This is a genomic window from Lentzea sp. NBC_00516 (genome assembly GCF_036346835.1).
GTDB lineage: Bacteria > Actinomycetota > Actinomycetes > Mycobacteriales > Pseudonocardiaceae > Lentzea > Lentzea sokolovensis.
The window spans coordinates 2,477,850-2,504,364 of sequence record NZ_CP107840.1; the positions used below are offsets into that span (position 1 = coordinate 2,477,850).

The 26,515-nt window shown below is 68.6% G+C and carries 21 protein-coding genes; 11 read left to right on the top strand and 10 right to left on the bottom strand.

The window, feature by feature from the left end:
• Nucleotides 1-2: 2 nt before the first annotated feature.
• Complete coding sequence (locus OG205_RS11280; RefSeq protein ID WP_330276151.1) at nt 3-1,505, bottom strand: VMAP-C domain-containing protein; 1,503 nt, start codon at nt 1,503-1,505, stop codon at nt 3-5.
• Between the two features lie 199 nt (nt 1,506-1,704).
• Between OG205_RS11280 and OG205_RS11285 the strand changes: the two genes are divergently transcribed.
• The 4 genes from OG205_RS11285 to fxsT all read left to right on the top strand — a co-directional run bounded on the left by OG205_RS11285 (nt 1,705) and on the right by fxsT (nt 9,178).
• Entirely contained in the window at nt 1,705-2,124 is a 420-nt protein-coding gene (locus OG205_RS11285; protein WP_330276152.1) for an effector-associated domain 2-containing protein, read from the top strand.
• A 102-nt stretch (nt 2,125-2,226) separates the two neighbouring features.
• Nucleotides 2,227-3,735, top strand: a complete 1,509-nt coding sequence (locus tag OG205_RS11290) for a VMAP-C domain-containing protein (RefSeq protein WP_330276153.1) — start codon at nt 2,227-2,229, stop codon at nt 3,733-3,735.
• Entirely contained in the window at nt 3,732-4,763 is a 1,032-nt protein-coding gene (locus OG205_RS11295; RefSeq protein WP_330276154.1) for an AAA family ATPase, read from the top strand. The genes OG205_RS11290 and OG205_RS11295 overlap by 4 nt, the downstream gene beginning before the upstream one ends.
• Complete coding sequence (gene fxsT / locus OG205_RS11300) at nt 4,760-9,178, top strand: FxSxx-COOH system tetratricopeptide repeat protein (RefSeq protein WP_330276155.1); 4,419 nt, start codon at nt 4,760-4,762, stop codon at nt 9,176-9,178. Before OG205_RS11295 ends, fxsT begins: the two co-directional genes overlap by 4 nt.
• A gap of 21 nt (nt 9,179-9,199) precedes the next feature.
• Here fxsT and OG205_RS11305 read toward each other — a convergent pair whose 3' ends face one another.
• Both OG205_RS11305 and OG205_RS11310 read right to left on the bottom strand, forming a co-directional pair.
• A complete protein-coding gene (locus tag OG205_RS11305; RefSeq protein WP_330276156.1) occupies nt 9,200-10,777 on the bottom strand; it encodes an HEXXH motif domain-containing protein in 1,578 nt (525 codons plus the stop codon).
• Nucleotides 10,778-11,366: 589 nt separating this feature from the next.
• Nucleotides 11,367-12,356 (bottom strand): aldo/keto reductase, encoded by a 990-nt coding sequence (locus OG205_RS11310; protein ID WP_330276157.1) that lies wholly within the window; start codon nt 12,354-12,356, stop codon nt 11,367-11,369.
• A gap of 88 nt (nt 12,357-12,444) precedes the next feature.
• On the opposite strand from OG205_RS11310, the gene OG205_RS11315 reads away from it, so the two are divergent.
• The gene (locus tag OG205_RS11315; RefSeq protein WP_330276158.1) at nt 12,445-13,233 is read left to right on the top strand and encodes an SDR family NAD(P)-dependent oxidoreductase; all 789 of its coding nucleotides are present in this window, start codon (nt 12,445-12,447) and stop codon (nt 13,231-13,233) included.
• 11 nt (nt 13,234-13,244) lie between these two features.
• Here the strand turns inward: OG205_RS11315 and OG205_RS11320 are convergent, their stop codons facing one another.
• Nucleotides 13,245-14,204 (bottom strand): amidohydrolase family protein, encoded by a 960-nt coding sequence (locus tag OG205_RS11320; protein ID WP_330276159.1) that lies wholly within the window; start codon nt 14,202-14,204, stop codon nt 13,245-13,247.
• Nucleotides 14,201-15,778 carry a Na+/H+ antiporter gene (locus tag OG205_RS11325; RefSeq protein ID WP_330276160.1) on the bottom strand — a complete coding sequence of 526 codons (1,578 nt, stop codon included), beginning with the start codon at nt 15,776-15,778 and terminating at the stop codon, nt 14,201-14,203. Before OG205_RS11325 ends, OG205_RS11320 begins: the two co-directional genes overlap by 4 nt.
• Nucleotides 15,779-15,936: 158 nt before the next feature.
• Here OG205_RS11325 and OG205_RS11330 point away from each other — a divergent pair, with 158 nt between their 5' ends.
• Nucleotides 15,937-16,341: a nuclear transport factor 2 family protein gene (locus OG205_RS11330; protein WP_330276161.1), complete on the top strand. Its 405-nt coding sequence runs from the start codon at nt 15,937-15,939 to the stop codon at nt 16,339-16,341.
• A complete protein-coding gene (locus OG205_RS11335) occupies nt 16,338-17,036 on the top strand; it encodes a type 1 glutamine amidotransferase domain-containing protein (RefSeq protein ID WP_330276162.1) in 699 nt (232 codons plus the stop codon). The genes OG205_RS11330 and OG205_RS11335 overlap by 4 nt, the downstream gene beginning before the upstream one ends.
• Before the next feature lie 26 nt (nt 17,037-17,062).
• Here the strand turns inward: OG205_RS11335 and OG205_RS11340 are convergent, their stop codons facing one another.
• Complete coding sequence (locus OG205_RS11340; protein WP_330276163.1) at nt 17,063-17,965, bottom strand: helix-turn-helix domain-containing protein; 903 nt, start codon at nt 17,963-17,965, stop codon at nt 17,063-17,065.
• A gap of 76 nt (nt 17,966-18,041) precedes the next feature.
• Between OG205_RS11340 and OG205_RS11345 the strand changes: the two genes are divergently transcribed.
• A complete protein-coding gene (locus tag OG205_RS11345; RefSeq protein WP_330276164.1) occupies nt 18,042-18,365 on the top strand; it encodes a carboxymuconolactone decarboxylase family protein in 324 nt (107 codons plus the stop codon).
• Between the two features lie 48 nt (nt 18,366-18,413).
• Here OG205_RS11345 and OG205_RS11350 read toward each other — a convergent pair whose 3' ends face one another.
• Entirely contained in the window at nt 18,414-18,887 is a 474-nt protein-coding gene (locus tag OG205_RS11350; protein ID WP_330276165.1) for a MarR family winged helix-turn-helix transcriptional regulator, read from the bottom strand.
• A gap of 95 nt (nt 18,888-18,982) precedes the next feature.
• Between OG205_RS11350 and OG205_RS11355 the strand changes: the two genes are divergently transcribed.
• From OG205_RS11355 to OG205_RS11365, 3 genes are all read left to right on the top strand, one after another.
• Entirely contained in the window at nt 18,983-20,296 is a 1,314-nt protein-coding gene (locus tag OG205_RS11355) for a hypothetical protein (RefSeq protein ID WP_330276166.1), read from the top strand.
• Between the two features lie 71 nt (nt 20,297-20,367).
• On the top strand, nt 20,368-20,727 hold the full coding sequence (locus OG205_RS11360; RefSeq protein ID WP_330278145.1) for a PadR family transcriptional regulator: 360 nt from the start codon (nt 20,368-20,370) through the stop codon (nt 20,725-20,727).
• Between the two features lie 29 nt (nt 20,728-20,756).
• Nucleotides 20,757-21,725, top strand: a complete 969-nt coding sequence (locus tag OG205_RS11365; RefSeq protein ID WP_330276167.1) for a hypothetical protein — start codon at nt 20,757-20,759, stop codon at nt 21,723-21,725.
• Nucleotides 21,726-21,767: 42 nt separating this feature from the next.
• Here the strand turns inward: OG205_RS11365 and OG205_RS11370 are convergent, their stop codons facing one another.
• From OG205_RS11370 to OG205_RS11380, 3 genes are all read right to left on the bottom strand, one after another.
• Nucleotides 21,768-22,628: a hypothetical protein gene (locus OG205_RS11370; RefSeq protein ID WP_330276168.1), complete on the bottom strand. Its 861-nt coding sequence runs from the start codon at nt 22,626-22,628 to the stop codon at nt 21,768-21,770.
• Nucleotides 22,629-22,781: 153 nt separating this feature from the next.
• Nucleotides 22,782-24,059: a glycosyltransferase gene (locus tag OG205_RS11375; RefSeq protein WP_330276169.1), complete on the bottom strand. Its 1,278-nt coding sequence runs from the start codon at nt 24,057-24,059 to the stop codon at nt 22,782-22,784.
• On the bottom strand, nt 24,056-26,293 hold the full coding sequence (locus OG205_RS11380) for a glycoside hydrolase domain-containing protein (protein WP_330278146.1): 2,238 nt from the start codon (nt 26,291-26,293) through the stop codon (nt 24,056-24,058). The genes OG205_RS11375 and OG205_RS11380 overlap by 4 nt, the downstream gene beginning before the upstream one ends.
• Nucleotides 26,294-26,515: the final 222 nt, after the last annotated feature.

A 26,515-nucleotide genomic window follows, 5' to 3' on the forward strand; every position in this document is an offset into this window, starting at 1 on the left:
GTTCACGCCACCGACGCCCTTTCCGGTGGCCCTGGATCGCGCGGCACCACGACTCTCACCGGGTCGTCCAGAAGAACTGTCAGCTTCTCTCCGACATGCCCCGGCACCGCGCCCTGTTCGTACGCCGTCACCCGCGCCTGCCGAACTCTCTCCAGCAGGTCGTGGGGGTCGCCGTCACCGTGCAGGAGGTTCTCGACGATGGTCACGAACTCGACGGTGTCGCACTTCTCGCGATGCCAGAGGATGAGCGGGACGCCCGCTCGCAGACCCGCGGCCACCTCGTCGCGTCCGACCATGTCAGCGGACGGCGGGGCGCTCAGCACCAGTGACACCAGCTTCGGGGTGCGCGCGAACGCCGACGTGAGTTTCCGCAGCCCGTCCTCGCTCGCCTGCCTGCTCCACCAGGCGGACTCGCGCTGCACCGCGCCGGTGTCGCTGAGTTGCAAGAGCAGTTCGTCCCACCGGTCGCACCACCACCGGTACCACTTCCGCTTCGTCATTCGCTCCAGGCTGCGCACGACCACCGGGTAGCGGCAACCCATGGGTTCGGAGATCGGCGAGTCCGTCTCCCACGGCCACTGGTCGACGTCGAGGTTGATGATCTCGCTCGGCAGCACGAACTCGATGCGGATGTCCGGGCGGAAGTGAGCCCATTCGTCTTCGATCTCCTCGACCAGCTCGGCGACGCGCACCTTCACCGACTCGAGGTCGCCCACGACGTCGGGACCACGCAGCGGCGACCACTCGGCGGACCGGCCGAGCTGCCGCCAGTGCGACAACCGGTACTTGTCGCCCACCGCACCCTCGCGCTGGACCTGCAGGATCAGGTAGGCCTCCGACCGCGGCCGCAACGCTGTCCGATCGAGCGTTTCCACCGCCTCCCGGCGCACGGCGACGAGCTCCGCGGTCAGCCCCATGTGCGCTGCCTGCCGATCAGACCAGCGGCGCAGTTCCGCAGCCAGTTCCGGCGGCACTTTCACCGCGAGGCGTTCGACGAAGGCGAGCGGTCTGGGTATTCCACTCGGATCAGCATTGAGCGTTTCCAGGGCCCGCAGAACATCGATGTGAGTGGCCCGGACGGACAGGCTGGGCGCCGAAAGCCCTACGACGGCGTGGTAGATCTCGGAGACGTCCGGCAGCACCGCTCCGTCCAATAGCCGGAAAAGCCTCGCGCTTTCCTCGAGCGGCCACAATCTCGGGGCCGCCATCACGCGCAGTGCGTCGCGGAGCGCGACCACGTGCTTGGAGCCTTGCTCAATCCGTTCCAGCACGAGCATCAGGGTGGCCAATCCTTCCGCGTGCTGCCTGCAGACCTCCGCGATGCTGAACAGGTGGTCAGTGGCGCGGTCATGTTCTTCGAACGGCAGCTGCTGGCCGAGTTCGTCGCACACCAGCCGCGCGACGAGGTTGCGGCCGTTGCGGTCTCTCAGGCAGGGAATCAGCCGCATGCCTTCTACCAGGGGCCATAAAGCACCGCTATCAGCGTTCTGCTCCGCCCACGGCATGTGCGGCCTCCCATTTCAAGGTCGGTGATCGAAGTATGACAGCGATCGGCAGCCGTTACCCAGATTCGGAACGCTCCGCCATCGGTCTTCGCGCCGCTTCCACCGAATGGCGGACCGGGGTCGAATCGCTTTCCGCGGACCACGACAGACCATTGTGGACAGTCGCGCCGGCGGGCGGAGCTGTGCCAAGCTGCTGGACGTGACCGAACCCGAGCACACACCCGGCGTGGGCAACGAGGTGACGGGCCTGGTGACGGGCCTGGTGCTGCAGGCGGGCACGGTCAACGGCGGGATCCACGTCCACGCACCGGCCACGTCACGCACCGAACAGTCCGACGACAGGTTCAAGGCACTGGTCGACGCGCTGCTGGAGGTGCCGTCCGTGCGCGACGAGTCGAGCCGCCGACTGGTGCTGGCCCGCATGCGGCGGGAGATCTCCGAGGCCGTGCCGCACCACCAGCGCGCCCGGCTGCACGTGATCGACCTCGTGCGGACGTGCCTGGACTACGACGACGGCCTCGGCGACCTGCTGCACGTGCTCCGGGAATTGGAGGGGGAATCCATTCCGGTACGCCGTTCGGAGGAGGCCGCGCAGGCGTTGGCGGCCGAAAACCCCTGAAGCTGACCTCGCTGTGTAATGCCCCAGAGAGTTAAACCGATCCCCCGATGTCGGTCGATCACTGCCATACTCCGAACACCGACCTCGACCCGGGAGGCCCGGATGGTGCTGGCGGAGGAGAGTGCAGAACGCGGCACCCTGTGGCCCCTGGTCGACGCCCTGCGAAAGATCGGTTTTCTGGCTGATCGCAGTGGCCGCAACCTGGTTGCCCGGATGGTGTGTGACGAACTGCGCGAGCAATTACCGTTCGAGGAGCACAAGCAGGCGGTCGGTCACCTGTACAGCCTCGCGGAGGTGTGCACGCAACACCCGAAAGGGTTGAGCACGTTACTGCGAGTGCTCGAACGAATCGAACCGGGCTCCAAGCCCATGGCAGCGTTGCGGGCAATCGTGGCCGAGATGACCGCACTCGAAATCCTCCCCGCCGAGGAAACCAAGAGGCTGTTCACGTTGCTGCAGGGTGTCGTGGTGGCCGACATCGCCGACATTTACGACACCATCGCGGGACCGGCCGCGCCACGACTGCGTGAACAAACAACCTACCTCGAGGTGTTCCGCGCACTTGAGACCCTGAATTCCGATCCGAGCGGAATACCGAAACCGCTGTTGCTCGTCGAGCACATCGCCTCCAGGGTGCGGCCGGAGCTGGCGATCGAGCTGCGCCGGTGGGTGGAACAGCAGGCGGTCCGGATGGACCTGGCAGCAGAGCTGAAGGTCGTGCGGGACAACGCCCCGGAGACGCCCGGCCCGATGGCGCCGCCACCGCGGTCCGCGGCCTATCTGTTGCTGCAGCTCCAACGAGAGGGGTCCACCGGCGACAGGTACCGGCTCTCGCACTGGCGGCAGCTCGACCTGTCGGACGGATGGTCGCCCCATCGCGGCCGGGACCTGATCGACGACCTCGAGGTGATGAAGGAGCACGTCGCCGGGCTCATCGAGGAGGTCGAGGAGAGCTGGGGGCAGTACCGGCCCGACATCCACATCGAGATGATCCTTCCGAGTGAGATCATCTCGCTCGACGTCGACCAATGGCCGTGGGAGACGGACACCTTCATTCCGGAACCGATCGGGTGCCGCTACCCGCTGGTGGTGCGCAGCCTCGACCGGATGGTGCGGCGCAAGTGGCACAGGTCCTGGCACGCCCGGTGGGAAGAGCTGTCCGTGCAACTCACGAACGACGGCATGATCCAGCGCGACTCCGCGTGCTGGAGCCGTTCGGCGAGCGATGACGGGCTCCGCGAGCTCATGTCGAACTTCGAACGCAAGCCGAAGCTGGTCTCGCTGGTGCTGAGCGAGCCACCCCAGGTGGCGAAGTCGGGCCGGGACGAGGTCGCGGTCGGTCTGCGCGCGGGCGTCCCGTTGATGGTGTGGCACCGGGAGAAGTGCGACTCGGCCGAGTTCGTCGCGGTGGTCGAGGAACTGCTGCACGGCGTGGACGATCCCCATCATCTGCTCGAGAGGATCCGGCTGGCACGTGCCACCGCGTTCGAGGAGGGCACAGCGGCGAGACACGTCTGCGGGAAGCTGACCGTTCTGTTCGACGATCCGGCGAGGGTGGTGATGCCGGTACCCCCGGCAGCGCCAGAAGGGGTACCGGTGGCCCAGGTATGAGTTCTGATCCGACCGGATGGCACGTGTACCGCGGCACCGGGGACGCCGCGGAGTCACCGATCGCCGAACTGCCGGAGCCGCCGCCGTGGCGCAGGTTCACCGGCACGGGCGAGGCGACCCGTCCGGACGACGACGGGACCGAGGAGCACCGGCGGATCGGCGCGTTGCTCAGCACGCCGCGCAAGCCGCAGCCGCTCGAGGTCCTCATGGTCAACGCCGCGATCTACCTGCGCAGGCCTTTGCTCGTCACCGGAAATCCGGGCACCGGGAAGTCGTCGCTCGCCTACCTGATCGCCCGTGAGCTTGGACTGGGTCCAACGTTGCGCTGGCCGATCACGAGTCGGACGGTGCTCAAGGACGGCCTGTACCTCTACGACGCCATCGGACGTGTGCAGGCCGCGGCGAGCCGGGAGGCCGGCGGCGAAGGCGAGTCAGGCGTCGGTGACTACCTGCACCTCGGCCCGCTCGGTACCGCGCTGCTGCCGTTCGAACTGCCGAGGGTGTTGTTGATCGACGAGCTGGACAAGGGCGACATCGACCTGCCCAATGACCTGCTCAACGTCTTCGAGGAGGGCGAGTACGACATCCCGGAGCTCGTCCGGCTGGCCAGAAAACAGGCGGACGTCCCCGTGTTCACCGCCGATCGCGGAGGTTCGGCGGTCGTGCGCAACGGTGCCGTGCGCTGCCGTCAGTTCCCGATCGTCATCATCACCAGCAACGGCGAGCGCGAGTTCCCGCCCGCGTTCCTGCGGCGCTGCCTGAAACTCCACTTCGAGAAGCCGGACTTCGACCAGCTAGCCGGGATGGTCGCCGCGCACCTCGGCGAGGCCGAGGGTGTCGACCTGGCGAGGCTCATCGCCGACTTCCTGGAACGCAGCGCGCAGCTCGGCGGGCTCGCCTCGGACCAGCTGCTCAACGCCGTCCACCTGGCGACACAGCTCGCGACGTCCGGCTCGTACCAGCTGGATCAGGACTGGAACAAACTGCTGACCGCGATCTGGCATCCGCTGTCGTCGGAGGTGGGATGATCCGGCGCCCGAGGGAAGAACAGAACCCGGTCGACGCGTCGACCGGGTTTGACGCTGTTGTGCTGCAACAGTTCGTTCACACCAACGGGCCGGACCAACCACTGTCCACATCGGATCTGACCTACCGCGAGGTGCGGGACGCGCTCTGGCTCGCCGAGCAAGTGCACCGCCCGGAACCCGCGACGGTCCCGCCACCGGCCAACGAGCCGGCAGCTCACGCCAGGACCGAACAAGAAGAACCCGAGGAACACGAGTGGAACAGCCCCGCTGAGGCGAGCGCGCCCACTCCGGAGCACCGCGATGCCCCCGCTGCCCAGCCGGAGACCTCCACCACCAGTGCGGAGGAGGAGAACTGGACGCCGGGGCCGGTCAGGGTGCTTCCCATCCCGGTGGGCGGTGGCGCGACGACGAACAGCGAGGCGGCTCTCGCCTGGCCCACTGTGCCCGCGCTGTCGGAACCACGCCGGATCGCAAGCGCGCTTCGACCGTTCATGCGTCCCGCACCGTCACCATGGCGCACTGTGCTCGACGAAGAAGCCACGGCGATCCGTGCGGCGCAGGACGGCTCGTGGCTACCCGAATGGCAGCCGGCGCCCTGGCGGAGGTTCGACGTCGTTCTGGTCGCCGACACCGCGCCGTCGATGGAGATCTGGCAGCAGACGGTGCAGGACTTCCTGATGCTGCTGCGCCGCCAAGGTGCGTTCAGGGACGTCCGATTCCTGGGGCTCGACTGCTCGAAGTCGTCGCTCGCCGACCTGGTGCTGACGCCGGAAGGCCGGCAGTCACGCGGCCAGCACTGGTCGGAGCTCGTGGACACGACGGGCCGCAGGGTCGTGCTCGTGATGACCGACGCCATCGGCCGTGCCTGGCACGAAGGGGCGGCGAGCGAACTGCTCTTCCGATGGGGAAAGGTGATGCCCACCGCCGTCGTCCACGTTCTCGAGCAACGACTGTGGCGTTGGGGCGGTCTCGCGACGCGCCGCGTGCGGCTGTCCGCGCCGGCTCCCGGATCCGCGAACAGGGATCTGCGAGTGCGGGTGGTCGAGCCGGATCTGGCGCTCGACGTCGCCGATCCGGCCGCGGTCGCGGTTCCCGTCCTCGGACTTTCCGCCGAGTGGTTCGCCAGTTGGTCGCGCCTGCTCACCACACCCGGCTCCGGCTGGGTCGAGACGACGGCGGCGATGGTCCGCCCGCGCCTAGACGTACCGGTGGTCGGCAGTCCGGAGGTGTCCACCGAGCAGCTCACCGCCCGCACGCGGGTGATGCGCTTCCGGACTCAGGCCTCGGTGCAGGCCTTCCACCTGGCGGGCCTGCTGGCCGCGACGCCGCTGAGCCTTCCGCTGATCAAGCTGGTCCAGCGGATCATGCTGCCCGGCGCCGGTCTCTCCGCACTCGCCGAAGTCGTGCTGAGCGGATTGCTGAAACACGTGCCGGCGAATGGATCGACTCCCGATCCAACGCGAGTCGCCTACGAGTTCCACGACGGAGTCCGCGAGGAACTGCTCTCCGGCGCCCGGCGAGCGGACACGATCCGGGTCGCGCGAATGATCGGCCAGTACGCCGAACGTGTCAACGGAACATTGCGGAACTTCGCCGCGGCACTGGATGCGCCGGACGACATCTCCGATCCGGCGCCGAGTGTCGAAAACCTTCCGTACATCCGGGTGCAGGAAGCCGTTTTCCGGGCGCTCTCCGGTCCCTACCACAGGCGCGCGAAGCGTCTCGCCAGCCTTAGACTCCGCGTGGAATACGATCTTCCTGGATCGATTCAGGAATCGAAAAAGCCAGCGGAGCAGGAGAAATGCAGCGTGCAGGTAACCGAACCCCCGAACGAGGCCGCACCGACCGGCGACCCGTTCTCGGCCGAGGGAGAACACGTGACCGCCCCAGGATTCCCTCTTTCGGTGGAACAACGACGCGAAGGCATGACCAAACCTCAGCTTTGGGGTGCTGTTCCGCTGCGAAATCCCGATTTCGTCGGCAGGAAACAGCTGCTGGAGAGTCTTCGCCAGCGTCTGCTCGAACCGGGCGCCACGGCCGTTCTTCCGGAAGCGCTGCACGGCATGGGCGGCGTCGGCAAGTCGCAGACGGTCGTCGAGTACATCTACCAGCACGCGTCGGAATACGACGTCGTCTGGTGGATCTCGGCGGAGCACCCGTCGCAGATCACCTCCAGTCTGGTCGAACTGGCGAAGAAGATGGCCCTGCCCACCGCGGCGACCGCGGACACCGCGGTTCCCGCCGTGCTCGACGCACTGCGCCGCGGCGAAGAGCCCTACTCCCGCTGGCTTCTGGTCTTCGACAACGCGGACCGCCCCGAGACCGTCCGCCAGTTCTTCCCCGCGGGCTCCGGTCATGTCGTCGTCACCTCCCGCAACTCCGAGTGGGGCAACATCGCCAGGCCGGTCGAGGTCGACCTGTTCACCCGCGCCGAGAGCAAGCAGCTGCTGAACCGGCGCGGCGGTGAGCTGACGGACTCCGACGCCGACCGGCTGGCCGAAGCGCTGGGCGATCTGCCGCTGGCCATCGAGCAGGCCGCGGCGTGGCGAGCGCAGACCGGCATGCAGGTCTCGGAGTACCTGGACCTCCTGGAGCAGAACCGAATCGAGCTGCTCGAGGCCGGTACGTCGAGCGACTACCAGCTGCCGGTGGCGGCGGCGTGGAACGTTCCGTTGAACCGGCTGAAGAACGAGCACCGCGCGGCCCTGCAGCTCCTGCAGGTCTGCGCCTTCTTCGGACCGGAGCCCATCTCGCGCAAGTTGTTCAGCGGCGCCCGCGGCACGCCCGTACCCGACGCACTCGCGAAGGCGTTCTCCGACCCGATCAAGCTCAACCGGGCTGTCAGGGAGATCAGCCGCTACAGCCTCGCCAAGATCGACCACAGGAACAACACGTTGCAGCTGCACCGACTCGTCCAGACCGTGCTGAAGAACCGCTTGGACTCCGACGAGCAGGACGTCATGCGGCACGCCGTGCACGTGCTGCTGGTCAAAGGCGACCCTGGCGATCCCGATGTCGCGGCCAACTGGCCTCAGTACGCGGCTCTGCTCCCCCACGCCACCATGTCGAGGGCCGTCAGCTGCAGCGACGAGTGGGTCCGCGAGCTGATGATCAACTTCGTCCGCTACCTGCTCTCCAGCGGCGACTACGGCGGGGCGCTCGACTTCGCCGAGAACTGCCTCAGCATCTGGCAGGTGAACCTCGGCGAGACCAACCTGCACACGCTGGAGATGTCACGCCGCTACGCGATCGCGCTGCGCCGGCTCGGCAACATCGACCAGGCGATGGAGCTCAACGAGAAGACGCTCGACCTGCTGCGCAACGAGGTCGGCGAGGACAACGAGACCTTTCTCGCCATGCTCGACACCGTCGCAGCGGACCGGCGCACGAAGGGCCGGTTCACCGAGGAGCTCGAACTGCAGCAGTTGGTGTATGACCGGTCCAAGGATCTGCTCGGTGAGAACGAGCCGGCCACGCTCTACTACGCGGCCAACCTCGCGAGCTGCTTCCGCATGATGGGCGACTTCTTCCGAGCACGCGAACTCGACCAGGACACCACGAGCCGCCGAAGCGTCGTGCTGGGTGAGGACCACCTCATGACCTACCGCTCCCGCAACGCGCTGGCGATGGACATCCGCGAGTCCGGAGACTACGTGGGTGCCGGCAAGCTGCAGGAGGAGACGCTGGAGAAGCAGAAGGAGCTCTTCGGCGAGGACCACCCGTTCACCGTCGGCGCCATGCGGAACCTGGCGGTCGCCCTGCGCAAGGCGGGCGATCACGACGGTGCGCGGCAGCAGTCCGAGCAGTGTGTGGCCCTCTACCGACGGCGGTTCGGCGACAAGCACATCGACACCGTGACTTCGTTGATGTGTCTGTCCGCCGACCTGCGGCTCATCCCCGACCTGCGCGGCTCACTGGACCTGGCCGAGCAGAGTCACCGGCTGTTCAAGGACATTCGCGGTGAGAACCATCCGTACACCCTGATCGCGGCCACGAACCTCGCCGTGACGTGCCGGCTCTCCGGCGACATCGCGAGGGCCCGCGCGCTCAACGAGGAGGCGGTGGCCGGGCTGCGGGAGGTGTTCCACGACGATCACCCGTTCACGCTGGTCGCGGCGACGAACCTCGCCAGTGACCTCGCGGCCCTCGGCGAGCACGAGGCAGCCAAGAGGCGCGACGAGGACCTGCTCGCCAGGTTGACCCGCGTGCTCGGTGCGGAGCACCCGTCGACACTCGCCGTGTCGCTGAACCTGTCGATCGACCTCACCAACCTGAACAGGCCGGACGACTCGGCGATCCTGCACGCCTCCACCATGGCCGGTTTCCGCAGGGTCCTGGGCGACAACCACCCGGCCACGATCGCAGCCAGCCAGTCCGTGCGCGCGAACTGCGACTCGGACACGATGGAACTCTGACGAACGGGTCGTGACGAAGCACTACCGGCTCGCCGTCATCCAGGCGGCGAGTTCGGCTGGCGCGGGCGGTGCACCGGTGCGTGTCGTCACGTAGGCGTGCACCGCGCGCACGGTCGCGGGCTCGTCCAGCAACGCCGTGACCTGGGAGGCGAGGCCCAGTCCGATCCACGCGTCCACATCACGTGGATCCGTCCGGATTCTGCGCTCGTACGCCGTGGCGGCGGTGGTGCGTTCCCCTCGGGCGAACATCGCGTCCGCGGACTCCAGCGAAACCGCCTGGTCGAACCGATCAGGTGTCAGCGCGCGCATTTCCAGCAACGCGCTCCTCGGCCGCGTACCGGTCACACCGCTCGGCACGACCTGGCTGCGAGCCCGGCCAGCGCACTTCGCGCCCCGCATCCACGCCTCCGCGACCGTCTCGACGTCGGCGGGCTCCGGCCTCAGATGGTGTGCCCGCCACACCGCGCGATGCTCGGTGAGGAGACCGGTGACCGTTTTCGCCAACCCGACCGCCACGGGTGCCGTCTCGCACACCGACAGACGCACAGACGCGGCCGCCACGAACGCACGACCCAGATCGGTGAGCCTTGTGCTGCCGCGCAACGAGTCGACTGCCGCACGTACCTGAGCGCGGCGAAGCGCGAACGCGAAGTGAGCACGGCGGGACTCGGCGGGCGGGACGAGGTCGCGCTGCACGTGCCAGAACTCGACCACGGCGGTGAACGCGTAAATGCCGTGCAACAGACCGAGGAGCCCGCGGGGATCGTCACGCCATGGGGCGTAGACCCACCCTGTCTCGCCAGTGGTCAGATCGACGAGGTCCATCAACGCGTTGAGCTTCGAGTGCTGGACCTCGTGCACCAAGGCTTCGGCGAGCTGCGTCGCCGTCGCCTTGGCGGACATGGCGATCGCGCCGAACGCGTTGGACGACGACGCGGCGAACACAGCCGTACCCGCACCGAGCGGGATCAACGCGCGCAACCCGGACGCCAGTTCCTCCGCGCAGCCCTCGTGCCACCGCGCCAGCAGACGCCAGGCCTCGTCGAGCAGCTTGACCCACTCCTCGTACTCGACCGCGTCGAGCGGAGCGGGTGCGACCGGTGCCGTGAACTCGCGGTACACGTCGAGGTCCTCGAACGTGACCGCCAACGTCCGGCCCGCAGCCGAGACACGATGTTCCTTGGCACGCAGGAAGGTGCAGGCGTGCCCGAGGGAGACTTCACCGTCGGCGATGCTCAGCTCGACCCGCCCTGCGGGGAACCCCGTGGATCGCAGCTGCCACTGCCCCACGGTCGGCAACGTGACGGCGCCGTGCACCACCGGCACCGCGATCGTGCACCTCAGTCCACTTCGGACAGCTGCCGCGGCGGCCATCGAGTGCAGCACCCCGATCTCCCGCCAGGACGGCGCCACTCCGCCGCTGTCGTGCAGCGTTTTCGCGAGCTGTACACCCACCGTCGGATACATCACGACGTCTTCCACTACAGCGGGCGCGACACTTTCCGCGTCGGCGAGCAAATTCCACGCGCGTTCGACATCTTCGAACAACCCAGGCCGCACGTCCGCTCCGGCGACGACCTCGAACAACGACCTCAGCATCAACCGCCGAATGCTGTATTGGCCTTTTCGCAACGCCGCAGTGCTTTCGGCGTCTATTTGACCTGCACAGATCTGTTCGAAGACAGAGCGCGGCAGCCTCAGTCTGGCCAGCGGGTTCCCGCCACTCACCGTTGTTCCTGGACGGCGTCACCCGGTGCGGAACGCCGGGCGTTCGACATCATCCGCGCAATCGCGGCGTTCAGCTCCGGCCGGCGGAAACCGCGAAGTGCGGAAAGCGGAACCCCGGTCAGATCTATCTGGTGGGACAAGAGATCCGGTCGTGAATCCATCGCTGGCCCTCCCTTGCCCCGACAGCCATTTCCATCATGCCTGCCAGGAGACGGCAGTGGGAGCGCCCAGGGCGGGAATTCCTCTAGTCCGAACGGATTGGTGACCACAGTGCGTCACCGGCCGTGGACTCGAGAGGCTGAGACAAGTCCGCAGGGGTGCTGCGGCGGCGAGTGAAACAGACAGATAGGCGCCGCAACCTCGTGCCGCAACACCAGCGGCAGTCGTAGCGTCACGTCCACGATCATGCCGACAGAACGACCAGACCCGATCACTGCAGCTCAGCATGCGAGTGCGGCGGTCAGCGGCCCACGAAGGACATGTGGTGCTCGTTGTACCGGTCGCCGTGGACACCGGTTCGTGCGGCGAGGCCGTCGAGGCCGGCCAGTTCGTCCGCCGAGAGCGGTACCCCGGTGGCGGCAGCGTTCTCCTCGACCCGCTCGAGGCGGCGCGTGCCGGGGATGGGCACGATCCACGGCTGCTGGGCGAGAAGCCAGGCGAGGGCGACCTGTCCCGGTGTCGCGTCCTTGGCGCGCGCCAGGCTGGTGACGTGCTCTACCAGGACCTGGTTGGCGGTGCGGTTCTCAGCGGTGAAGCGCGGGATGCTCGTACGGACGTCACCAGGGGTGAACTGGGTGTCGGCGGTGACGGCGCCGGTGAGGAAGCCCTTGCCGAGCGGGCTGAACGGCACGAAACCGATGCCGAGTTCGCCACACGTGGGCAGCACCTCCGGCTCGGGCTCTCGGGTCCACAGCGAGTACTCGCTCTGCACGGCGGTCACGGGGTGGACGGCGTGCGCGCGGCGGATGGTGTCGGCCGCGGCCTCCGAGAGCCCGAAGTGACGCACCTTGCCGGCCTGGACGAGTTCGCCGACGGCACCGGCGACGTCCTCGATCGGCACGTCCGGGTCTACGCGGTGCTGGTAGAACAGGTCGATCGTGTCGGCCCGCAGGCGGCGCAGCGATGCCTCGGCGACCCGCCTGATCTGCTCGGGGCGGCTGTCGAGGCCCACGGACTTGCCGTCGTCGATGCGCCAGCCGAACTTGGTGGCGATCACGACCTGGTCGCGCAGCGGGGCGAGGGCATCCCCGACCAGCTCTTCGTTGACGTAGGGCCCGTAGACCTCCGCGGTGTCGAAGAACGTGACACCTCGCTCGGCCGCGCCACGCAGCACGGCGATCATGGCGTCGCGGTCGCCGGGGTTGGACCCGTAGCTCTGGGACATGCCCATGGCGCCAAGGCCGATGGCCGAGACTCGCAAGCCCTGGCCGAGGGTTCGGGTGTGCGTCATGTTCCTCCTCCGATCAGCCGACTTCATCACAGATATTTGATAGCACTCAAGTGCTCGTAGACTATCAAACGCTTGATAGTCTGCAGGCATGTCACCACGACCTCAAGCTCTGATCACTGGAGCCAGCAGCGGCATCGGCGCGGCGCTGGCGCGGACGTTGGCCACCCGTGGCTACGACCTGGTTCTGCTCGCCCGCCGACGTGATCGCCTCGAACAGATGGCCGCGGAGGTCGCACGCCTCGGCGCGACCGCAGAGGTGCTCCCGATCGACCTCGCCACCCCGGACGGCCTGGCCGCCGCGTCGGAGAGGGCCGCGGCCGGCGACATCAGGCTGCTCGTCGCCAACGCCGGCATGGCCGGCTACGCACGACTGTCCGACGTGACGGCCGATGACCTCGACGGGCTGTGGCGGCTCAACGCGACCGCTCCGATCAGCCTCGCGCACGCCGCACTGCCGGCGATGCTGTCCGCGGGAACCGGCAGCATCGCCACGGTCGCCTCCATGCTGGCCTTCAGTTCCGGAGTCAACGCGCCCGCGATGCCCGCTCGTACCCTTTACGTGGCAGCGAAGTCCGCCACCGTCGCGTTCACCCGCACCCTCGCCGCCGAACTGACCGGCACCGGCGTCAGCGCCACCGTGGTCTGTCCCCCACGGGTGGCCACCGAGTGGAACGACGGCGCTCACCAGGACCAGTCGGACACCATGTCCGCCGAGGACGTCGCACTGGCCGCCGCGATCGCCATCGAACGCGGAGAGACCGTGTGCATCCCGGGACTGGCCGATCCCGAGGCGCTCGACCGATTCCAGACGAGCGAACGCGCGCTGCTCGCGAACGGGAACCGCCCGACCCTGGCGTCCCAGTACCACAACGCCTGACCCGCGGCCGCTCATCGGGTGAGCCGCGGGAACAGGCGCCGTGCGTTGGCAGTGGTCAGCGACCGCCAGGTGGCACCGTCGACCGGTGGTGTGACGGCGTCGATGGCGGCGATGTGGCTGTCGGCGACCGAGGGCGGGGTCCAGCAGTAGTCGCTGCCGAACAGCAGCCGGTCGGGGTCCACGAGTTCGAGCAGCGCGGGAACCTGGCGGGGGAAGGCCGGGCCGGCGATGTCGTAGTGGAGCCGCCGAAGCTGCGCCACCGCGTCAGACGTGCGGCCCGGCTCCTGCGCGCCGAGGAACTGCGTCATGAACTCGTTGACGCGGTCGGCCAGGACGGGCAACGCGCCGCCGCAGTGCGGAACGATCACAGACAGGTCCGGGTGGCGAACGAGCACGTTCGACATCAGCAGGTCTGTCACCGTCCGTGCGGTGTCGAAGATGTACTCGACCATCGGCCGCGGCCGCCCGAGCGCCGACTGTTCCCAGCACACCGGTGACGTGGGGTGCAGGAAGACGACGACCCCACGGCGGTCCAGTTCGGCGAAAACCGGTTCCAGGCGCCTGTCCCCCAGGTACGTCCCGCCGGTGTTGGTCATCAGCACCACGCCGTCCGCGCCGAGGTCGTCGACGGCGAAGGCGATCTCGGCGAGAGCTCCGTCCACATCGGGCAGTGGGAGGGACGCGAAGAAGCCGAACCGCTCCGGGTGGCCGGCGACAAGGCGGGCGGCGTCCTCGTTGACCTCACGGGCGAGCCGGCGGGCAGCGGCGTCGTCGCCGAAGTGCACGCCCGGCGAGGACATCGACAGCAGCGCGGTCTGGATGCCGTGACGGTCCATCAACTCCAGGTGCGCCACGACCGACCAGGTGGGCCACCGGTCCATCCCGTCGGGATGAACATGGCCGGCCGCAGTTGCTTGGCGCACATAGGAATCGGTGACGAAGTGTGCGTGAACGTCGATCAAGCCGGTCATTCCACCACTCCGTTCGGGGACAGCCGGACCTCTTCGAGGTCGAGCGCGGCCTGCACCTGGCGCAGCACGGTGTCGTCGATGCGGCGTTCGTCGCGCAAGCGCACGACGGTGGTGCGCTTGTGGGCGATCAACTCCCGATACAGCGAGGTGTAATGCTCGTCGTGGCGCACGGCCGGGTGGTCCGCGGCACCGGCGCCGTGGGCCCGCAGGAGTTGGAGACGCTTGTCGAGCTCGCGGCTCATGCGATCGACGACGTCCGGGTCGGTACCGAGGTCGGCGGCGAGCCGGGGCATGGCGTGCAGGGCTTCCTCGGTGGCGCGGGTCTCGGCGAGGTGATGTTCGTTCTCCACAGCGATGTCGCGCGGCAACCGGGCCCATCGCACGACCGCGGGCAGCAGCAGGCCCTGGAGCAGGGTGAGCACGATGACCCCGCCGGTCACGAACACGATCATGTCCCGGTTCGGGAATGGCTCACCGGAGGCGAGCAGGTCGGGGACGGCGAGCGCGGCCGCCAGCGACACCGCGCCACGGAAGCCGGCGAACGCGCTGACCAGCCGGGGACGGTGGTCGCCCTGACGCACGCCCAGTCTCCGGTCGAGCAGGCGGACCACGTACGGCACCGTGAACAGGAACACCAACCGAACGGCGACCACGACCGCCGTGACCACGACGACCATCGTCAACGCACTCGACAGGGCGGTGCTGGTCAGGCCGCGCACGGCGGACTGGAGTTCCAGCCCGACCAGAACGAACAGGGCGGCGTTGAGCAGGAACGTGGCGACCGTCCAGAACGCCTGCGCCTGCACGCGCATCTCGGCACGAACCACCCGTGGCGCGGCCTGGCTCATGATCAGCCCGGACACCACCACGGCCAGCACGCCCGACGCGTGGATCACCTCGGCGAGCAGGAACGCGGTGAACGGGATCAGCACCATGGTGACCTGCCCGGTCAGCGGGTCGGCCTGGCGGCGGCGCACCTGCGCCGCGACCCAGCCGGTCACCGCCCCCACCGCGGCCCCACCGATGTAGGCGAGCAGGAACAGCCGGCCCACGTGCGCCGCACCCAACTGCTCCTCGCCGACCGTGACGCCGACCGCCAACCCGTAGATCACCAGTGCGGTGCCGTCGTTGACCAGGCTCTCCGCCCGCAGCACCGTGACCTGGCTCCTGGGCAGCAGCCGGGCGACCACACCGACCGCGGTGGCGTCGGTCGGCGCGACGGCCGCGCCGAGCACCCACGCCGGCCCCCACGGCAGCCCCAGCGCGTGCGCCACGACCGCGACGACCGACGCCGTCGCGATCACCAGCGTCGTGCTCAGCAGCACGATGCCGCGCAGGTTGGCGCGGATCTCCCGCAGCGAGGTGTTCAGGCTCTCCCAGTACAGCAGCACCGGCAGGAACAGGAGCAGCACCAACTCCGGCGGCAGGTGCACGGCCCGCAGCGCCGGCACGAAACCGAGCAGCACGCCGGCTGCCAGCAGCGTGATCGGCGGGGCGATCCCGAAGCGGGCGCTCGCCATCCGACCCAGCAGCACCGCCAGACCGAGCAGCACTACGAGTTCGAGACCGGGCATGTGCCTCCCTCTCCTGTGACAGAGCGAGAGTTCCATTCGCGACGGCGGTCGTGCAGGGGAGAAAACCCTCCCCCTCACTCGGCGAGCTTTCCGCCAGAAGCGCTGCGATGCTGGGAAAAGTCAGACATCAAATCCACTGGTCCACAAAGGAAACACACGTGCCCGAACCAGCCACCATCGCACTCGCCCGCAGGCTGTACGACTCGAACGCCGATCCGGCCGTGACCAAGGAGATCATGTCGCCGGACATCGTCTGGGACATCACCCCGGGCTTCCCGTTCGGCGGGGTCTACCGCGGCTACCACAGCATGATGAACGACTTCTTCGGCTCACTCCTCCCGGGATTCGAGTCCTTCTCCGCCCGCGCCGAGGAGTACTACGCCACCGACGACGACCACGTGTTCGTGGTCGGGCACTACCACGGTGAGACCAAGGCAGGGAAAACCGCCGACGCGCGGTTCATCCACCTGTGGACAGTCCGGGACGGCAAGCTCGCACACCTGCTGCAGGCAGCCGACAGCCATGTCCTGCAGGAGGCGTTGAACGGGGCGAGCACGCGATGACGAAGATCCTCTACCTGATCACCGCGGCCACCTGCTGGACACTGGCCGACGGAACCGAACAGCCGGCCGGCTACTGGGCGGAGGAGGCGCTCGGTCCGTACGAGGTGTTCACCCGGGCCGGCTACGAGATCGCGGCGGCAACGCCCGGCGGTGTCCCTCCCACCGCCGACCCCGCGAGCCTCACCCCCGAGTTCAACGGTGGTCCCGAGGGCGCGGAGCGGATGAAGGCCGCGCTGCGGGACGCGACCGAACTGGCGCACCCGATGCGGATCGAGGACGTCCACGTCGACGACTACGACGCCGTGTTCGTCCCCGGCGGCTGGGGACCGATGGAGGACCTGCCCGACAACGCGGAGTCCGCGCGGCTGCTGACCGGCTGGCTGGCCTCTGGCAAGCCGCTGGCCCTGGTCTGCCACGGTCCCGCGGCACTGCTGGCCACTGTGGACGGTGACGGGAAGTCCCCGTTCGCGGGCTACCGTCTCACCGCTCTGAGCAACGCCGAGGAGAAGCTCAACGGCCTGGCGGACAGGGCGAAATGGCTGCTGCAGGACCGGCTGGTCGACGACCTGGGCGTGGACTACCGCGAGGGTGACCCCTTCGCGCCTCACGTGGAGGTGGACCGCACCCTCCACACCGGACAGAACCCTGCCTCTGCCGTACCGCTGGCCCACGAACTGGTGAAGACCCTGAGCTGATCGGCGTGACCAGCGAACAGGGTCAACTATCCCGGTGGCCGCGCGGCAACGGGTGTTCCCGCGTCGCTCGTGCCGACAGCCGGCACGTGCTCGCCGGCCCAGGACGCCAGGATGCGCAGCGCGTCGTGCGACGGCGTGCCAGGCTGCGCGGTCAGCACGATCACGTGCTGGTCAGGAGCTGTGTCACAGATCAGCGTGTCCCAGTCGAGCGTGAGCTCACCCACGAGTGGGTGGCGGAACCGTTTCGTGCCCTGGCCCTTGGCCTCGACGTGCTGACCGCGCCACCACTCCCGGAAGTCGGCGTCCTGAGTGGACAGTTCACGGACCAGCTCGGCCAGTCGCGGGTCGTCCGGGTGCAGGGCGGCGTCCATGTGCAGGTTGGTGACCGCCTTGCGGGCGACGTCCGCCCACTCGGGGTAGAGCGTGCGCATCGCGGGGTCGGTGAACACCATTCGCACGTAGTTGCGCCGCTCTTCGGGGATCTGGGCGAAGTCGGTGATCAGCGCGGCGGCCAGGCGGTTCCAGGCGATGATGTCCATGCCACTGCCCAGAACCAGGGCGGCCGCCTCCGGCAACTGGTCGAGCAGCCGGCGCAGTTGCGGACTGATCTCCTGGGCCGACCGGGCACGCGCCTTGCCCGAGGGCTTCCCCGCCAGCTCGAACAGGTAGACCCGCTGGTCGTCGGTGAGCCGCAGCACTCGCGTCAACTCGTCCAGCACCGGCCCCGACGCGGCCATCCGACCCTGTTCCAGCCGCCGGTAGTAGTCGGTGCTGATCGCCGCGAGCCGCGCCACCTCCTCCCGGCGCAGGCCCGGCACCCGCCGGGCGACAGGACCTTCTGGCAGCCCGACGGCCTGCGGGCTCAACTCGGCCCGCCGTGCCCTCAGGAACTCCCCCAGGTCCTTCAACCGGCCGTTGTCGCTGTTCATGTCCCCAGTGTGCCCGCTCACCGCAGACGATGCCGCTGCAGCAACAACCCGATTCAGAAGACAAGGACACCATCACATGACTGACGAAGAACCGTCCGGCGCGCAGCAGATGTTCGGAGACTTCGCACCGGCACTGGCGAGTTTCACCGACGACGTCCTGTTCGGACAGGTGTGGGAGCGCACGGAGCTCTCGCCACGTGATCGCAGCCTGATCACCGTGGCCGGCCTCGTCACCAGCGGCGCCACCGAGCAACTCGTCCACCACCTCGGCCGGGCCAAGGACAACGGCGTGACCGAGCAGGAACTGATCGAGGCCATCACGCATCTGGCGTTCTACGCGGGCTGGCCCAGGGCCATGTCCGCGATGGCCGTCGCCAAGAAGCTTTTCCACACCGGCTGACCGCAGATCCGTCCACAACGGACAGGTCCTGCGAACCCGACCGCATCGCTACGGCTCGGTACCGGGCTTCGTCTCGCGGACCGCGTCGATCGCCGCCTCGAGCAGCGCGGTGAGTCGTGCGGCGTCGTCGGGTCCGAGTCGTTCGGTGATCTGCTTCTCGATCGAATCGACCACGACGTCGGCGGACATCAGCACCTGGCGGCCGGCGTCGGTGAGGTGCAGTTCCTGGACGTGCCGGTGGCGGGGATGCGACTGCCGCTCCAACTGCCCCTTGTCGACCAGCCTCGTGACCAGCGACGCCACCGCCTGCGGTGTGACGTCCAGCCGACGGGCCAGTTCCGCACCGGTGAGGCCGGGTTCGCCGTGGACCGACATCAGCAGGGAATAGTGCGCGGTCGCCAGGCCCAGCGGCCGCAACCGCTGCTCCTTGAGGGCACGCGCTCCCAGTTCGGCCCGGCGCAGCGCCCAGAGCAGCCGGTTGGGCGCGTCGGCACTGACCGGCTCGTCGTCATCCCGCGTCATGCCGCAACCTTACAACCCACTCAGTCACATCAACCGCTTGATGGCTGGCATCCCCTTGTTCCACCTGAGACCGGGCCGCCACTAACCTCACGCCGGTGAGCGATGCGTGGCACGAGTTCCGTCGAGAGGTGTTCGGAGATCCGTACCTGGTGTGGCACGACGGTGCCGACGTCGGCGCGCTGACCGCCGAGCACGAGCGCAGGCCGGAACGGGCGGAACGGATGGTGCGCGCCGGCGTCGCCGAGCACGATCACGTCGCGGTCGAGTCGCTGGGCGCTCTGGCCCGCCTCGGCCGTGCACCGTCGGACGCGGCCGAGTTGCTGCGGTCCGCCCTCCCCTCGGCTCACGGCGTGTTCCGCGTGCGCACCGCGCAGGTGTTGTGTGAGATGACCGGCGTCGACGAGTACGTGTCCGAGGTCGCCGCGGTGCTCGAAGGCTTCGGCCACTGGGGCGACAGGATCGACGCGGCCATGGCGCTCCCGTCGCTGCCGATCACCCCGCGCTCGGTGGCGGCGGCGCACCGCGGGATGCTCGACGAGGAGTCGCTGGTGCGCCACCACAGCGCGAACGTCCTGCTCGGCCTGGCCGGGAGGAAGACCGACATCGCGAACCACAGAGGGTTCGCCCAGGTCATCAGCGAGGATCCGGCGAAGTGGCGTGCCGTGGCCGACAAGTTGCTCGGCGCGTTCGCCGCCCGGACCGCCAGGGTCTGCGGCGACCGGGAGAGCTTCGCCGTCGAACTGGATGCCGCCGACCACTCCGCGCCGCACCACCGAGCCGCGCGGGTGTACCTGGCCGGCACCCGGCTGCCCGGCCCGGACCGGCTGCACGTGCCGGCGCTGCGCAACATCGGCGTGCACACCACGCATCCCGGCTACCAGAACCTGCGCGCCGCGCTGGAACACCTGGGCTTCACCGATCTGCCGAAGTCCGTCCCGCTCGACGAGGACGCGACCGCGGCCACGGTGGACGCCGTGACCGCGGCGCTCGACTTCGACATCGACGTTTCGCGTTGGCGCGCAACGGACCTGGTGATCGGAGACCGGTCACGTCTCGCGTTCGAGATCGGGCCGGTCGACCCGGACGCGCCACAACTGCGCACCTGCACGCTGTGGCTGGACGGCGCCATCGCCACACCGTTCGACAACACGGCGTACGTGCCGCAGTTCGCGAACTCGTTGCGGGTGGACGCCGCCCGCTACCGGGCGGGGAAGTCGCCGGACTTCGCGCACTGGGGTCCCACCACCGACGACCTGGCCGCGGAGTCGCACCCGGACGGCACGGTCCGGTACCGGCTGCGTTCGCGGATCGACGGCGTCGGTGAGCGCGAAGGAGTGCTGCAGCTCCGTGTCGACGAGATCGTCGCCGTGCTGGAGAAGACCGCCGACGTGCTGACAGCAGCGAGTTGAGCGACGAGTACCGACCTCCCTATAGGTCGGTTGCCGTTATATGTCGGACGCTGTAGCTTCATGGCGTGCCGATGCCGCTGCGTGAACCCACCTTCTTCATCCTCACCTCGCTGACCACCGAACCGCTGCACGGCTACGGCATCGTCCAGGCCGTCGCGGCGCTCTCGGGCGATCGCGTCCGCCTTCAGGCGGGCACGTTGTACGGCGCGCTCGACCGGCTCAAGGACGACGGCTGGATCGAACTCGACCGCGAAGAGGTCGTCGACGGCCGCCTTCGCCGCTACTACCGGCTCACCGACATCGGCGCCGGTGTCCTCACGGGCGAGACCGCACGGTTGCGCGCCAACGCCGACGCCGCCGCCGCAGGACTTCGCGCCCGTGCCGACCGCGGCCTCGGCTTCGGCGCCGATCCTGCCGCCGGCCTGGCCTGACCCACCCCGAACCTCGAAGGAGCTCGTTCGTGACCCTCTCCGACCCCGCGTCCCGCCTGGAACACGCCTACCGCAGGCTGCTCCGCTGGTACCCCGCCACCTACCGCGCCGAGCGCGAGCAGGAGATGCTGGGCACCCTGTGCGAGATGGCGGAGCCAGGCCAGGCCCAGCCCACCGCACGGGAACGCGCCAGTCTGCTCCGCGGCGCCGTCCGGGCCCACGTACGTGAAGCGGGTGAGGGCCTTCGCGGCGCGACAGCCGCGGCCACGGTCCCGATCGCGGCCCTGGTGACCGGTTACCTCGTCGCGGTCTGGGCGCTGATCGCCCTCGACGCCACCGGCCTGACCGATGCCGTGCGCGTCGGCTCAGCTCTGGACCACCTGGCGCTCGCGATCACCACGACGTTCTGGCTCGGCATCGTGGTGTCGGTGCTGCTGAGCCACACCCGGTCAGCCAGGGTCTTCGCGGCCGCGGCGGCCCTCACCGGGTTGTTCGCGCCTGACGCGGGCGAAGGCTCAGGCGCCCACACGACCGTGGTCATCGGCGCCCTGCTCGTGCTGCTCGCGCCCGCACTTCGCCCCGGCCGGAGCGAGCGTCTGGCCGCCGGACGCGTCGCCGCGCTCGTCACACCGGTCTGCGTGGTCTTCGCGGCCGCCACCTCCGGGACGCAGGTGGCGGCCCACAGCAGGCAGCCCTTCCTGATGGAACTCGACTCGCAGTCCCTCCCGATCGGCATGGTCGTCGCGCTCGTCGTCGCCGTCGTCCCGGTCCTGCACCGCGCTGGAAGCCGTGGCCTGCTCACCGCTCTGCTGATCGCGAGCGCGACCGCCTACACGCTCCAGCCGATCAACGATCTGCTCCCGCGGGGCTCGTTCCTGGCCGCGACCGTCCTGTTCGGACTACTCCCGGTCGTCGCGAAGACGGCCGTGGCGTTCACGGCGGTGACCGCGGCCCTCAGCCACCTTCGCCGCCTTCTCCACCGTCCGCGCACCGCCTGACGTCAGGCCAGGACTTCCGGATGATCTCGACGGCGGTCCAGCTCACACCCGCGTGCCGGCCGGCGTCGCCGCGACATCCTTCTGCCGGGTGTCCGCCGAGTAGTGGGCGACGGCGATCGCTCCGGCGATAGCCAGGACGAACCCGATGGCCGCGGCGGTCACGTAACCCTCGCGGACGTGATCGTCGAGGTAGACCAGTCCGACGAACGACGAAAGCGCCGTGTTGGTGGTGAACATGATCGCGGTGACCCCGGTCGGGCCGCCCTTCTGCAGCGCCATCGCGAACAGCACCGCGGCGGTGAATCCGTTGAGGACGATGGACCAGGCAGCCGGGTCCAGGACGAGTCGCCACGCGGCGTCCGGGAGTTCGAGTGTGCGTGCCGAGATGCCGACGACGCTGTAGGAGACACCGGCGCCGAACGCCAGTGCCACCGTCGCCCAGACGTGGTGGTGGCGCCTGGCGTAGACGGCGATGGCGGCCACCGGAACCGTCATGCCCACGAGGACCCAGCGCCACTGCGGTGGCAGGGCCTGTGCGGGGCCCGGTTCGGCGGACACACCCAGCAGAATCAGGCCGATCGCGCCGACACCCAGCGCACCCCATCCCGACGCGCGGAGGCGGGCGCCCATGAACGCGCTGATCGTGGCGGTAACGCCGACGCTGAACGCGAGCATCGACTGCACGAGGAACAACGGCAGCCGATGCAGCGCGGCGGCCGCGAAGGCGAATCCCAGCATGTCCACGCCGAGACCGAGGAAGTAAAGCCACTGCCGCCGCAGAGCGATGAGATCCAGAGATCTGCCGCCGTAAGCGCCCGCGCGCCGGACACCCATCGACTCCAGGATCGAACCGCTGCCGGACGCCAGGGTCGCCAGCACAGCGAGGACGTAACCCAGTGCCATTCGTCCATTGTGTCAGCCGGTGATCGGGGAGCTTTCACCATCCCCGAGGAATGCGGGTGATCCAGCACCCGCTGTGACCGCACGCTCACACCTCGGGATGACTGTCGCGGAATACGAGGTTGACCTTTCGAACACGAGTGGGAGGACACGGGTTCATCCCGTCAGGACGACCGCCGGGTCGGACGTGGCGAAGAGGCTGTCGAACACCCGGACACGGTCGAAAGACAGGGCGTGCTCGCGTGCTCGGTCCGCCATCAGTTGCCGTTCCTCGGCTGACAGGTCGAACACCACCCGGTCGATCGCGGCGGCGATGTGGGTGGCGTTCCCGGCCTCGACGAGAATGGCCGTCCCGCCCACCGCTTCGCCGACGCCTCCGGTGGTGGTCGTGATCACCGGCCCGCCGCCCGCGAGCATCTTCTCGGTCAGCGCGATGCCGAAGGTCTCGACGAAGTCCGGTTCGGGCTTGGTCGGCAGCGCGTACACGGCGCAGCCGTTCATCAGCATCGGCTTTTCCTCGTCCTCCACGTCGGTGAGGAAGAGGATCCGGTCGTTGTTCTGAGTGATCGTCTGGAGGTGCTCCAACTCGGGGCCGTTACCGGCGATCACGAGCTTGAGCCGTGACTGCGCCTGGCACTGGGCGAACGCGTCCACCAGGTCGTAGATGCCTTTGGCCCTTGTCACCCGGGACAGGAACAACACGTAGCCGTCGCGTTCCAGACCGCGTCGCTTCAGGGCGGTGTCCACGAGCGCCGGATCGAGGTCGAGGTACGCCGAGGTGTCGATCGGCGGGTAGCTGACCGATATCCGGCGCACGCACTGGCGGGCGAACCTGGTGCCGCAGTGCGTGTCGATGGCCTCCGCGCAGGCGATGATCTCCTGCCTGGTGTACTCCGACACGGCGATCACCTGGTCGTTGGCGAGGAACCGGGTGAACAGGACGACGGCTGCCCCGAATCGCCTCTCGTGCAGGCACGAGCGAATCACGTTGGTGACGTCCGAGCCGACCGCCTTCGCGATGGTGTGGACGTCAGGTGCGTAGCCGGCCGCGCGGGCCGCGTCGACGGCGTCGCGCACCACGGCGTCGTGGGGAGCCAGGTACATCGATACGCAGGTGGTCGGGACCGGCTCGGCGAGCAGTTCGACCAGGCGGCCCGTCAGCCCGGCCAGGTATCGGCCATCGGGTACCCGGTAGTCGCCGACCGGTTCGGGCCGCTCCACGGTGATGCCTTCGCTGTAGGGCAGGATCCGGTCCAGCGGCTTGAGCGGCAGGCCCGCCGCCTGCAGCACGGGTATCGGCCAGGTCAGCAGCCGGACGTCGTCGAAGCCGCGGGTGAGCGCGGCCTCCGCCAGGTTGCGGGCTTCTCCGGAGTGACCGCAGATGACCGGGTCGGCCCGGACCACGATGACAAGACGACGGCTTGGCCTGCTCATGTGCGAGTCCCCTTTCCGAGCGGGTCGGACACCGATGGCGGAAGGATCTTGCGTCCCCACTCCGAGGGGTGCGGGCCGAGTTCGAGCAGCAGCCGGCCACCGGCGTGGACGTCGGTCGCGCGCAGGTGCGCCGCATCCAGGGGCTTGCCGTTCAGCTGCGCGGACTGCACGTACTGCGGCGGCGGGTCCGCGTCCAGCCCGTCGGAACTGATGGACGTCTCGCGGTGTCCCCGCGTCTCGATGACGAAATCGCGGTCCCCGAGGTGCAGAGTGGCGTGACTGAAGGCAGGCGCGTTGACGAGGAACAGGTTCTGCCCGGCGACCGGGAACAGGCCGAGCGAGGCCCACACGTACCAGGAACTCAGCCCGCCCGAGTCGTCGTTGCCCGGCAGGCCGCCGGGACCGGTGCCGAACTGCCAGGTCAAGGCTGCGTGCACGATCTCGGCCGTGCGGTCCGGCCGGGCCGCGTAGTGGTAGGACCACGGCGCTTCCATGTCCGGCTCGTTGTTCAGGCCCTCGAACCGGTTCAGCAGGTAGCCGGCCGCCATCTCCGCCGGGCCGGGCCGCTTACCGGGCTGCACCACACGCGGGGCGCCGTAGCCGAAGAACGCGTCGAGCATGCTGACGAAGGCTTCGTTCCCACCGACCATCGCGATTCTCGCGGCCATGTCGTGCAGCAGCCGGAACGAGTAGTTCCACTTGCCGCCTTCGTAGAACGACGAGTCGAGAAGCAGGCCGGTGTCCGGGTCGAAAGCGTTGGACCACAGGCGGCTTCGCGCGTCGAGGTCGTCGGCGAGCTGGACGTCGTTCAGGGCCCGGGCGACGCCGGCGGTGCAGTGGCAGGCGTAGGCGAGGTCGAGCGTGTGCGAGATCGGGTGGACGACGCCGTGCTCGTAGAAGTCCTCGCCGTACATCCGGCGCAGGTCGTCGTACATGTGCACCAGTGCCCAGGTCCAGTCCAGGTCGCCTAGACCGAGGGCGTGCACGTCCGCGAGCGCGGTGTGGACCAAAGCGCTCGCTTGCCGGAAGAACCTGTCCGCGCCGCGAGCCATCCGATAGCCGATGGGGAAGTTGCCTTCCTCCTCACAGACCCGGATCAGTGACTCCAGGAGGTCGACCGCCCGGTCCGGGCAGATGGCCATGAGCAACGGCAGCTGGGTCTTGTAGATGTCCCACATCGTGCAGATGTCGAACACGAACGGCCCGGAGGACGGCCAGAACGGGCTCTCGTCGTCGGCGAAGCACGGCTTGATCAGCGAGTGGTACAGGGCCGTCGCGAACACCTGCCGCCTGGCTGGTGACCCGCCCTCGACCTCCACCCGGCCCACGTGGTCGCGCCACCGGGCCTTGGTGCGCGCCCGGACGACGTCGAACGCCGGCACCCCGTCACCGCATTCGCGATACAGGTTCTCCCGGGCCTGTTCACAGCCGCGCAGAGAGAATCCGATCTGGATCTCGACGCTCTGCCCGGCGGTGGTGGGGCCCATGTAGAGCATCCCGAAGGGGCGCAGCGTGGTCTGCCTGATGCGGTCGAAGTCGAGCCGCGTGCCACCCTCGATCAGCCGGCGGTCGTGCCAGAGCATCTGCCGCCAGCCAGGACTGTCGACCTTGATGTACACCGACAGCGGCACGCCTTCGACGACCACCGTTCCCTGGGCGTGGCCGTTGCCAAGGCTTTCCACGTGCGCCCGCAGCGGAACAGTGCGGCCGAGGTCGATGGCCAGCCCACCGCAGGACAGGTCGACGACGACCCGTGCGCTGCGATGCTCGGGAAAGGTGTACCGGTGGACGGCGACCTTGGCGCCGACGGTGACCTCACACCGAATGCCGGTGTCGAGAGCAGCCGCGTAGTACCCGGCTTCGGCGGTCTCGTCGTGCAGCGGCCAGGCCTGGCCGAGGACGTCCAGCTGCTGCACCATCGGGGTCACCCGCACGTAGTTGTAGTACTTGCGTATCGCGCCGGTGCCGGACTGCTGGAAGTGGGTGAAACCGGACGCCTGCGGCCGGTCGAACAGCTCCTCCGGCTGCCCCTCGGTGTTCTTCGCGTAGAGGCCGTATCCGGTCGGATAGGCACCGGAGTAGGCGCAGGCGGACACCATGCCGAGCGGAGACGTCGCGCCGGGGTGGGTGTTGCCGACCTGCGCTTTCGGCCACCACCAGGTGGCCGCCAGCCCCTGCGCCGCAGGCAGTGAGGTGGCAGCCGTTCCAATGAAAGGATCAATCTCGTCGAGGATGCCGAGACACTATGTGTGCGCGGGCACCACGTTGGTTTCAGCGACGTGAACATGTGGGTCATGGCCGAGGGGTGCGCCCGAACAGGCACGCGCAAGTGGCACGAGCTCATCCGCGCCGGGGCGATGTTCGGCCACGCCGGCCTGCGCTGTGACCAGGTACGTCGAGCTCGGCGACAACCGCTTCCGGCTCACCACCACGCAGCAGACGTCCAACTGACCAAA